The sequence below is a fragment of the Pseudoduganella ginsengisoli genome (assembly GCF_009720865.1).
In the GTDB taxonomy this organism is placed as follows: domain Bacteria; phylum Pseudomonadota; class Gammaproteobacteria; order Burkholderiales; family Burkholderiaceae_D; genus Rugamonas; species Rugamonas ginsengisoli.
In genome coordinates this window covers 145846-158162 of the sequence record NZ_WNLA01000006.1, presented here as the reverse complement: position 1 = coordinate 158162, position 12317 = coordinate 145846, and the positions used below count along the sequence as shown (strand labels likewise).

Sequence of the window (12317 nt, the reverse complement as noted above, 5' to 3'; positions counted from 1 at the left end):
TTGGCCATGGGCGCGGCCGCCGCATGGGCCTTGGCGTGCGCCATGCCGGCGCTGGCCAGCACGGTAGCCGGCACGGTGACCCAGCTCAGCGGCGCCATGACGGCCAGCCGGGCCGATGGCGTCGTGCGGCCCCTGGCGCTGAAATCCGAAGTGGCCAGCGGCGAATTGCTGACCACGGCGAAAGACAGCTACGCCATCGTGAAGTTCATCGATGACAGTGAAATCGTGCTGAAACCGGTGACGGTGCTGGCCATCGACCATTTTGTGTTTGAGCATGGCAAACCGTCCGGCGACAGCGCGGGCTTGCGGCTGCTGCGGGGCGGCATGCGCTCCGTGACAGGCTTGCTGGGCAAGCGCAACAAGGAAAAATTCACACTGCATACGCCGAGCGCCACCATTGGTATCCGTGGCACCACGTTTTTCCTCGAATACCTGACGGGCAGTGCGGATGGCGCGGCTGCCAGCGCACTCGATCCGGGCTTGCACGTGTATGTCAGCGATGGCGGTATTTCACTGACCAACCAGGCCGGCTTTTTTCAATACGACCCAGGCCAGTATGGCTATATCAAGGATGACAAGACCAAGCCCGCCAAGATGTTTGCCAACCCCGGCATGCGGTTTGATTTGCCGGCTGAATTCGGCGCCAGCGGGTTGCCGGACAAATGATGGGAAAAGCAACTTTATGTTGCCGGCATTTTTGTGACAAATTTATTTCAAGAAGGCACTATTTGTTGTTTGTGTGATAGCATCCCGTTGTGCTGGATCAAGGCAAAACAGTGACGGGATTTGTCTCATGCAGTTGCAATATTTACTGTTACCGGCCGCAACAGGCCGTCAGTGAGTAATAATTCCATACAGCACAAGAACAACCCACGAGCCGATACATGAAACGACCACTTGCGCGCATCTTTGCAGCCTCCCTCCTGGCCGCCGCCGTCAGCACTGCCTGGGCTGCAGAACCGGATGACGGTATCGTCCGGTTTGAAATCACGCGGTTTATTGTCAGCGGTAATACTTTGTTACCGCAAGCCGAGATCGACAGCACGCTGGCGCCGTTTGCCGGCCCGCGGCGCGATTTCGGCGACGTGCAGCGCGCATTGGAAGCGCTGGAAGCCGTCTATCACGCGCATGGCTACAACATTGTCACCGTGGAGTTGCCGGAGCAGGAACTCGACAAGGGCGAAGTGCAGCTGAAAGTGGTGCAAACCAAAATCGGCCGGGTCAAGGTCAGCGGCAACCAGTATTTCGATGAAGCCAATGTGCGCCGCGCCTTGCCGCATTTGCAGGAAGGCCAGACGCCGAACTTGAAAAAAGTGTCGGCCGGCTTGCGGCTGGCCAATGACAGCCCGGCGCGCAAGATCGCGCTGAAACTGCAAAGCAGCGACGAAGAGGGCGAAGTCGATGCGGCGCTGGACGTGACGGATGAAAAGCCGTGGAAAGCCATGCTGAACGTGGACAATACCGGTACGGATTCGACCGGTAAGACCCACGTGGGCGTCGTGCTGCAGCACGCCAACCTGTGGGGCCTCGACCATGTCGCCAGCCTGCAATACACCACGACGGCGGAAAAGCCGAACCAGGTCAAAGTGTATGGCCTGGGCTACCACATCCCGCTATACAGCCTGGGCGATGCAATTGACTTGTTTGCCAGCTATTCGAACGTGGATTCCGGCGTCGTGTCGGCCGGCGTCTTGAGCCTGGCCGTCAGCGGCAAGGGTTCCGTCTATGGCGCGCGCTATACGCACAACCTGGCCAAGCGGGGCGAGCTGGATTCGCGCCTGATCTATGGCCTCGACTACAAGGCGTTCAAGAATAGCGTGCTGTATTCCGGCGCCCAGCTGGGCAATGACGTGACGGTGCATCCATTGTCTGTCAACTATGTCGCCAACTGGGCCAAGGAAGGCACCGACCTGGGCGGTTCCGCCACGCTGGTGGTCAACATCCCGGGCGGCGACAAAGGCAGCGCCGATGACTTTACGCGCGTGCGCACGGGCGCCAAGGCCCGCTATACGGCGCTGCGCCTGTCCGGCAGCTATGGCCGTTCGCTGGCCAGCGACTGGCAGTTGCGCGCCATCGTCAATGCCCAGCTGACGCCCGATGCGCTGATTCCTGGCGAACAGTTCGGTGGCGGCGGCGCTGGTTCCGTGCGCGGCTTTGCTGAGCGTGAAATTTCCAACGACAGCGGCGTGGGGGCAAACCTGGAAGCGTACGCCCCTGATTTTTGCAGCTCCGACCGCTGGCAGTGCCGCGTGCTGGGCTTTTATGACATGGCCTACGTGAAACGCAACCATGCGCTCGCTGGTGAATTGACCAGTACCACCATTGGCAGCGTGGGCCTGGGCTTGCGCGTACTGATGGGCAGTTCCCTCAACCTGCAGCTCGATTACGGCCACGTCGTGCAGGCCGGCGCAACGGGCCGCAATGGCGCCAACCGCTTGCACGTGCGATTGGGCCTATCTTACTAGGACCCTATCATGAACTCCCCCGGGCGCCCCCTGTACCTCAAGCGCAAAGCGCTGGCTGTCATGGTGGCCGCCTGTTATGGGGCGGCTTATGCCAATCCCCTGGCGCCGCAAATCATCGCGGGCCAGGCCGCCTTCCAGCAAAATGGCAAGGTGTTTTCCATCACGAATACACCGAACGCCATCATCAACTGGCAAAGCTTTTCCATTGCGCCGGATGAAGTCACGCGGTTTATCCAGCAAAACGCGGACAGCCGGGTATTGAACCGCATTACCGGGCAAGACCCCAGCCGCATCCTCGGCGCGCTGCAATCGAACGGGCACGTGTACCTGATCAACCCGAATGGCATCGTATTCGGCAAGGATGCGCGGGTCGACGTGCAGGGGCTGGTGGCGTCGTCGCTGGCCCTGTCGGACAGCGATTTCCTGGCGGGGCGCAACCGTTTCAGCGGCACGGGCGCAGGAAAAGTGTCGAACGAAGGCGCCATCGTGACGCCCGGCGGCGGCAAGGTGTACCTGGTCGGCGCCAGCGTGGAAAATGCCGGCGTGATCACATCAAAGCAGGGCGACGTCGTGCTGGCGGCTGGGCATACGGTGCAACTGGTCGATTCCAGCGATCCATCCGTCCACGTGGTGGTGTCGGCGCCGGATGACCAGGCACTGAACCTGGGGCAGGTGCTGGCGTCCGGCGGACGTGTCGGCATTTACGGCGCGCTGGTGAACCAGCGCGGCAAAGTCAATGCCGACAGCGCCGTGCGCGGCGAGAATGGCAAGATCGTGCTGAAGGCGTCCGGCACCACGCTGCTGGAAAAGGGTTCCGTCACCAGCGCCGTCAACAGCGCGGGACAGGGCGGCGACATCAGGCTGCTGGGCGAGCGCGTCGGCTTGACCGATGATGCGCTGCTGGACGCCAGCGGCGCCAAGGGCGGCGGCCAGATCCTCATCGGCGGCAATTACCAGGGCAAGGATGCCTCTGTGCCGAATGCGCAGCAGACGTATATCGGCGAAGGAGCGGTGGTGCGCGCCGATGCGAAAGTCGAAGGCGACGGCGGCCGCATCATCGCGTGGAGCGACAAGGCCACGCGCGTGTATGGCAGCCTGTCGGCGCAGGGCGGCGCCAGGTGGGGCGACGGCGGCTTGATCGAAACGTCGGGCGGCTATCTCGACATGCAGGGCAAGGCCAATGCTTCCGCGCCGGCCGGCAAGGGCGGCAAGCTGTTGCTGGACCCGACGGACATCACGATTGCCACCGGTGTCACGACCAGCGGTGTGACGGCGGCGACACCATTCGCACAAGCCACCAATGTTTCCACCAGTACGATTATCCCGACACTGATCACGACGGCGCTGAACCTGGGCACCAGTGTGGAAGTGACAACGGCCAACTCCGCCAGCACCAGCAGTTCCGGCAGCCTGACGGTATCCAGTGCCGTGCAATGGAGCGGCGCGTCGACGCTGACGTTGACGGCCACCGCCGGCGCGATGAATATCAACGCCAATATCGAAGGCACCAATGCCAGCGCGGCGCTGGTCATGACGGCGACTGGCGACATTACGCAAAATTCCAGCACCGCCATCAAGGTACCGACGGTCACCGCCACGTCGTCGGCCGGCAGCATTTCGCTGTTAGGATCGCAAAACGAGATTTCCACGCTGTCGCTGCAGGCATACAAATCAATCAGCGCATTCACGTCCAATAGCGCCACGTCGGTTTCCAAAGCCAAGTCCACCACGGCCAGCCTGTCGGACACGGGCGACGTCAGCCTGCAAAGCGACGGCGTGCTGACGATCGCCGGTGAAGTGTCGACCACGCGCGGCGACGTGACGATCGAAGGCTCGCAGGGCATCGTGGTCAGCAGCGCCGGCAGTGTTTCTTCCGGCGGCAACAATATCTCGTTCACGCAAGACAGCGGCTATTCCGTCGCCATCAATTCCGGGGCGACAGTCAGCAGCAGCGGCGGCAATATCTGCATTTCCACCGATACGCTGACTGCTGCCGGCATCGTCAACGCCGGCAGCGGCGACTTGAACATCATGACGCTGACGAGCGGCCGTCCGCTGGAAATCGGCGCCACCAGCGCGACCGCCACGTCGCTGTCGCTGACGTCGTCGATGCTGCCGAACTTGCGCACCACGGGCACGCTGGCGGCCACGACTTCCGGCTCGGGCGGCACCGTCACGGTGTCGGGCACGGTAGACTACACCACCGGCAATTCCAAGCCATCCACGGTGACGTTGACGGCGGACGATGACATCACGCTCAACGGTACGCTGAAAGTCACGGGCGACATCAACCTGACCACGACAACGTATGGCGCCAAGCGCGTGACCTTCGGCAGCGCGTCCAGCACCACGGCGAGTGGCAGCCTGACGACGCGGTCTGGTCAATTGAGCCTGAATGGCCCGGTTTCCGCATCGACGTTCGAGGTCCGGACGGAAAATGACATGATCGTCGGCAGCGGGACGGAAAACTCGAGCACCATGGTGATCCCCGTCAGCAGTGTCACGGGCAAAGTCACGGCCAGCACGCTGAGTTTTGTCGTCAACAATGACAGTGACGTCGGCGACATTACGCTCAATAGTGCGCTGAACTGGACCGGTAACCTGACGCTGTCGGCGCCCACCAGCCTGACCGTCACGGGCAACCTGGCCGTCACGGGCGCGCTGACACTGGACGATGGCGCGTGGGTGCAGAACAGCGCGAGTTTGCCGACGCTGTCGGCGGGCGACTTCGTCATCAATAACGCTACCTTCCTGCGCGTGCTGGGGGGCGATGGGACCAGCACCAGTACACCGTACCTGCTGACGGACGTGTATGGCTTGCAAGGCATGGCTACATTGCTCAGCTCCACGCTCCACTACAAGCTGGCCAACAATATCGATGCCAGCGGCACGTCATCGTGGGCCAATGGATTCCAGCCGATCGGCAACAGCGATTATCCATACCAGGGGGACTTTAACGGCAACAGCAAGTCCATCATCGGCTTGTACATCAACCGTCCTTCGTATTACTCCGCCGGCCTGTTTGGTGAATTGAACGGCAGCGCCAATGTGCATGACTTGACGCTGGCCGGTACGGTCATCGGAGGCGCCTACGTGGGCGGGCTGGCGGGCTATGTCGGCTCGGGTGTCACCATCAGCAATGTCACCAGCAGCATCAACGTCAGCAGCGATTATTCGGGCGACGTTTATGCGGGCGGGCTGGCTGGCTATAACTGGGGCACCATTGAAAGTTCATCGTCCAGCGGCAGTGTGACTGCCGTTGGTACGGGCACCGTGTATGCCGGCGGCTTGATGGGGTATAACACGAACTCCATCAATAACGTGCACGCCAGCGGCACTGTGTCGGCAACCGGCGCCTATGCGTATGCAGGCGGGCTGACCGGCTTGAACTATGAAGACATTACGGGCACGTCGTATGCCACCGGCGCCGTGTCGGCCGATGGCAGTTCTACCGGCGCAGCGGGCGGCCTGATTGGCATTAACGTCGTCAATGTGTCGGGCGTCTATGCCACCGGCAACGTGACGGGCTATAACAATGCGGCTGCCGGCGGCTTAATCGGCTACAACAGCGCTACCGTGTCGGACGTGTATGCCACCGGCGCCGTCACCGGCCTCAGTAATGTCGGTGGCCTGGTGGGGGAAAACAACGGCGATATCACGCTGTCCTACGCGACCGGCGCCGCCACGGGCACGAAGAGTCATGTCGGCGGCCTGGTGGGGAATAACAATTCCAGCAACACGCTGCAGTATGTATATGCCACCGGTAATGTCAGCGCGGGCGCCTATGGCGGCGGCCTGGCCGGCCTCAATGAGGGCGATATTTACGATGCGTATGCGACGGGTAACGTCACCGCGACGTCGACCGGATCCGTCACCCACCAATACTTCGGCGGTTTTGCCGGCTATAACAGCGGCTATATCAGCCGCGCATACAGCACGGGAACGATGTCCACGTCGGGATCCGGCCCGTTCAGCGGCGTCACGGCATTTTCCACCAACAATACCATCGGCTGCGACTGCTCGAATGCCGCGCCTCATACGTATTACAACAGCGCCAATACCAGTGCATCCAATGTGAATTCCACTGGCCTGACGACGGCACAAATGCTGCAGTCGTCCAATTTCACGGGATTTGATTTCACCGGGACGTTCTCGCAGGCGCCGACACCGGCAGTGTGGCGCAATTATGATGGCTACACGACGCCGATGCTGAAATCCATGCTGACGGCGTTGACCATCAATACGACTGGTTCTTACTCGCACGTGTATGACGGCACGACGCCTTCGTTCACGGGCACGCCCACATACACGGGCTTTACCGGCAGCGATACGTCGTCATCGTTGTCCGGTTCACTGGTGTGGGGTACGGCCAAGAATGTCGGTACCGGATACACGACCCTGTCGGGCCTGTATTCCACCAAGTACGACATCAGCTATACGGGCAGCGCGACGCTGGCAATCACGGCGCGCACCGTGACGCCGACCGCGTCCAAGGTGTATGACGGCACGACGTCGCTGACCAGCGCCAACATCACGTTCTCCAACATGGTGTCGGGCGACAGCCTGAGCCTGATTGCGACGATGTCGTATGCGAACAAGAATGTCGGCACCGGTAAAACCATCAACCTGTCGGAAGCCAACCTGAGCGGCGCCAGCGCCGGCAACTACACGCTCAGCACGTCCGGCGCCACCGGCACGATTACCGCGAAGTCGCTGACGGTATCCGGCATGACGGGCGTGAACCGCACTTATACGGCGGGCACGTCGGCATCCGTCAGCGGCGGTACGTTGTCCGGCATGATCAGCGGCGACACCGTCACCCTCGGTACGACAACGGCCAGCTTCGCCGACAAGAACGTGGGCACGTCGAAAGCCATTACGGTCAGCAGCGTCGGCCTGTCCGGCACCGATGCCGGCAATTACACGGTGACCGCGCCGACCGGTTTGACGGCCAATATCACGGCCGCCACGCTGACGGTAACGGGCCTGTCTGGCGTATCGCGCACGTATGACGCGGGCACGACGGCCACCACGACGGGCGGCACGCTGTCCGGCAAATTGGGCAGCGATGACGTCAGCGTGGGGACGGTAGCAGCCAGCTATGCCGACAAGAATGTCGGCGCGTCGAAATCCGTAACGGTGTCCAGCGTGACGCTGTCGGGTACGGATGCCGGCAATTACACCGTGACGCTGCCGACCGGCGTGACGGGCACGATCACGGCTGCGCCGTTGACGGTGTCAGGCATGACGGCCGTGAGCCGCACGTATGACCGCACGACGACCGCCACCACCACGGGCGGCACGCTGTCCGGTATCCTGGGCGATGACAGTGTGACGCTGGGTACGACGACAGCCAGCTTTGCCAGCAAGACCGTTGGCGCCAGCAAGCCGGTGACGGTCAGCAGCGTCGGCTTGAGCGGTACGGATGCGGGCAATTATTCGGTGACCGTGCCGACCGGGCTGACGGCCGACATTACTGCCGCAACGCTGACGGTGTCGGGCATGACGGGCGTCAACCGCACATACAACGCGGGCACGTCGGCTTCTGTCAGCGGCGGCACGCTGTCCGGCATCATCAGCGGCGACACCGTCACATTGGGCACGACAACGGCCAGCTTCGCCGACAAGAATGTCGGCGCCAGTAAAGCCATCACGGTCAGCAGCGTCGGTTTGTCCGGCACGGATGCGGGCAATTATTCGGTCACGGCGCCGACCGGCCTGACGGCCAACATCACGGCAGCGGCGCTGACCGTGTCCGGCATGTCGGCGGTATCGCGCACGTATGATGCGACCACCACGGCGACGACCAGCGGCGGCGCCCTGTCCGGCATCCTGGGTTCCGATGACGTGTCGATGAGCACGGTCACGGCGGCGTTTGCCAATAAAAACGCCGGCACCGGCAAGGCCGTGACAGTCAGCAGCATCGCGCTGTCCGGCACGGATGCCGGCAACTATTCGGTGACGGCGCCAACGGGGCTGACGGCCAATATCACGGCAGCGCCGCTGACGGTTTCCGGCATGTCGGGCGTGTCGCGCACGTATACCAGCGGCACGTCCGCCACCACCACCGGCGGTACGCTGTCCGGTATCCTCGGCAGCGATACCGTGACGATGGGAACGGTGACAGCCAGCTTCGCCGACAAGAATGTCGGGACCGGCAAAGCCATCACAGTCAGCAGCGTCGGCTTGTCCGGCACGGACGCGGGCAATTATTCGGTCACGGCGCCAACCGGCCTGACGGGCGATATCACGGCGGCGCAGCTGACGGTGAGCGGCATGACGGGCGTGTCGCGCACGTATGATGCAACCACCACCGCCACCACCAGCGGCGGTACGCTGTCCGGCGTGTTCAGCGGCGACTCGGTTGCCAAGAGCACGGTGACTGCCAGCTTTGCCGATAAAAATATTGGCACTGGCAAGGCCATTACCGTCAGCAGCATCGCCTTGTCCGGCACGGATGCCGGCAATTACACGGTGACCGTGCCAACGGGACTGACGGCCAACGTCACCGCAGCGCCACTGACCGTCACGGGCATGTCCGGCGTATCGCGCACCTATGATGCGACGACCACGGCCACCACGACCGGCGGCGCGCTGTCCGGCGTGCTCGGTTCCGACTCCGTTACGCTGGGTACGGCCACGGCCAGCTTTGCCAGCAAGACCGTGGGCACGTCCAAAGCCATTACCGTCAGCAGTATCGGCTTGTCCGGCACGGACAGCGGCAACTATACGCTCACCATGCCGGCCGGCCTGACAGCCGATATCAAGGCGGCGGAGCTGACCGTGACCGGTATGGCGGGCGTCAGCCGCGTGTATGACGCCACCGCCACGGCCACGACGGCGGGCGGCACGCTGTCCGGCATCTTCAGTGGCGACACGGTCGCCAAGGGCGCCGTCACGGCAGCCTTTGCCGATAAAAACGTGGGGACGTCGAAAGCCATCACCGTCAGCAATATCGCGCTGACCGGCGCGGATGCGGGCAACTATACGGTGGCCGTGCCGACCGGGCTGACCGCCGACGTGACGGCGGCGCCGCTGACCATCACGGGGATCACCGGCGTGTCGCGCGTGTACGATGCCACCACGACGGCCACCACGTCGGGCGGCACGTTGAACGGCCTGCTCGGTTCGGATGCCGTCACGATAGGTGCTGTCACGGCGGCCTTTGCCGACAAGAACACCGGCACCGGCAAAACCGTCACAGTCAGCAATGTCGCGCTGAGCGGCACGGACGCCGCCAATTACACGGTAACCATGCCGGCCAGCATAACGGCCAACATTACGGCGGCGCCATTGACAGTGTCGGGCATGACGGTACCGGACCGCACCTACAATGCCAACGCCATTGCCACCACGTCGGGCGGTACGCTGGCCGGCGTACTGTCAGGCGACACGGTCGCGGTGGGTACGGTCACGGCAGCGTATGCCGACGCCATTCCGGGCGCCGGCAAAGCCGTCACCATATCGAATCTGGCATTGACCGGGACCGACGCCGCGAATTATTCCGTGACGATCCCCACCGGGTTGACCGGCAACATCACGCAAGCGCCGACTGCCACCTATATCGGACCGGGCACCGGCAACTGGGCCACTCCCAGCTTCTGGCTGAACGGGATAGTCCCGGTCAACAATTATGTGCTGGCGGCGACATTGAACGGCTCGTCCGGCGCGGTCGCCTTCACCAGCGGCACGGTGACCCTGCAATCGCTGACGGCTGCCAATGGACAATCGCTGAATATCACGGGCGGCACGCTGACCCTGGGCGCCGCGGCGACGGATTTGTCCCATGTCGCAGGGTCCGTTACCGTTGGTTCCACCGGCACGTTGAGCGTGGTGGGCAAGCTGACGGCGGGCGTGTACACGCAATCGGGCGGCACGGTCAATGGCAGCGGCATCCTCGCTGCCCAGCAATTTGCCATGAGCGGCGGCGCCATCGGCAGCCTGGCCGGCCTCGACGTCGCCAGCAGCTACAGCCATACGGGCGGCACGATTTCCATACCGGGCGCGGTGCAAATTACGCAAGCGGCAGGCAACCTCGCGCTGCGCGCCATGACGGCAACCGCCGGCATGAACCTGACGGCAACGGCCGGCGCCATCACGCAGACGGGGGCGCTGGATACGGCGTCGCTGTCCACCACGTCGGCCACCGGTGTCACATTGACCAACAATTCCAACCATATCCTGGCGTACACAGGTGTCAATGGCACGGGCGGCATCCAGCTGGTGAACAAGCTGACCGGCGCCGACCAGTTGTCGCTGGGCGCCGTGACCACGACGGGCGGCAGCCTGGTAGTCGATAACACGGGCGGCATAGTCTCGACAGGCGCGCAATCCGCGCCGGCCGGCAAGGTATCGCTGACGGCGCACAGCCCGATCACACTGAACTACTCGATTACCGCGCAAGATATTGATTTGTCGGCCAGTACGGAGATCGCGCTGAATAGCGGTTCGTCGCTGCAGGCGGCCAACAATGTCGATCTGGCCGCTGGCACGGAGATCGCGCTGGGTTCCGGCGCCACCGTGCAGGCGGCAAACAGTATCGGGCTGTCGGCGGGTACCGACATTGCGATGAGCAGTGGTTCATCGCTGCAGGCAACCAAGAATATCGGCATGACGGCCGGTTCCGACATTACGCTGGCCGGCTCGCTGCAAAGTACGTCGGGCAGCATCACTGCGACGGCCACGGCAGGGGGCATCACTGCGCTGCCAGGCACCAGTATTAGTGCAACAACGCCAGTATCTTTGACCGCTGCGACCGGAACTGTGTCATCATCCGCGATTACGTTTGCGGGCGGCGCCACGCCGGTAATTAACGATCCGGCAACGGTTGCCGCTGCTGAAGCGGCGGCAGCCAAGGCGGCGGCCGACGCGGCAGCGAAGAAAGCGGCAGAAGAGGCCGCCGCCAAGGCTGCCGCGGACGCGGCGGCGAAAAAAGCTGCGGAAGAAGCCGCCGCCAAGGCTGCTGCGGAAGCCGCGGTGAAGAAGGCCGCGGAAGAAGCTGCTGCCAAGGCTGCTGCGGAAGCGGCGGCGAAGAAGGCCGCGGAAGAAGCCGCCGCGAAGGCGGCAGCGGAAGCAGCAGCCAAAAAAGCCGCGGAAGAAGCCGCAGCGAAGGCAGCGGCGGAAGCAGCCGCCAAAAAAGCCGCAGAAGAAGCGGCCGCCAAGGCCGCAGCGGAAGCGGCAGCGAAGGCGGCAGCAGAAGCGGCCGCCAAGGCCGCCGAAGAAGCCGCAGCGAAAGCCGCGGCAGAGGCTGCAGCCCGCGCAGCGGAAGAAGCCGCCGCCAGGGCCGCAGCGGAAGCAGCAGAAGCAGCAGCGAAGGCTGCGGCGGAAGAAGCCGCAGCGAAAGCCGCTGCGGAGGCGGCCGCGAAAAAAGCCGCCGAGGACGCCGCAGCCAAGGCCGCAGCCGATGCGGCAGCCAAGAAAGCTGCAGCCGATGCCGCCGCCAAGGCAGCCGCGGAAGCCGCTGCGAAGAAGGCTGCGGAAGAAGCGGCGGCAAAAGCCGCGCAAAACACGAATAACGAGCCGGTAGGCCAGGCCATCAGTTCCACGGTGAATATCATTAACACCGCGGCATCGGCGGTCAACGCCCTGCAAGACCAGGCGGACGCCAAGAAGCTGGCCACGGCGGCCACCGCATCGTCGCCGGCTTCGTCCGCCTCGTCTTCCACGCCGGCCTCTTCGCAGACTTCGTCAACGGCTTCGGCCTCGACCGCGCAGCAAAGCACGGCGGAAGAAAAGCCCGGCGAGACCAAGGAAGAAAAGAAGGATGGCAATGCGAAGACTGCCGACGTCGTGAAAAAAGATGAACCCGTGAAAAAACTGTACTGCAACTGACAGCATTACCGACTTAAGAGA

3 protein-coding genes are annotated in these 12317 nt (G+C 63.1%); all 3 read left to right on the top strand.

Annotated features, from left to right (window positions below; genetic code table 11):
- Window positions 1-6 precede the first annotated feature (6 nt).
- The gene (locus GM668_RS11970; protein WP_155439185.1) at window positions 7-666 is read left to right on the top strand and encodes a FecR family protein; all 660 of its coding nucleotides are present in this window, start codon (window positions 7-9) and stop codon (window positions 664-666) included.
- A gap of 218 nt (window positions 667-884) precedes the next feature.
- Entirely contained in the window at window positions 885-2465 is a 1581-nt protein-coding gene (locus GM668_RS11965; protein WP_155439184.1) for a ShlB/FhaC/HecB family hemolysin secretion/activation protein, read from the top strand.
- Window positions 2466-2474: 9 nt separating this feature from the next.
- The gene (locus GM668_RS11960) at window positions 2475-12296 is read left to right on the top strand and encodes a YDG domain-containing protein (protein WP_155439183.1); all 9822 of its coding nucleotides are present in this window, start codon (window positions 2475-2477) and stop codon (window positions 12294-12296) included.
- The last annotated feature ends 21 nt before the right edge of the window (window positions 12297-12317 follow it).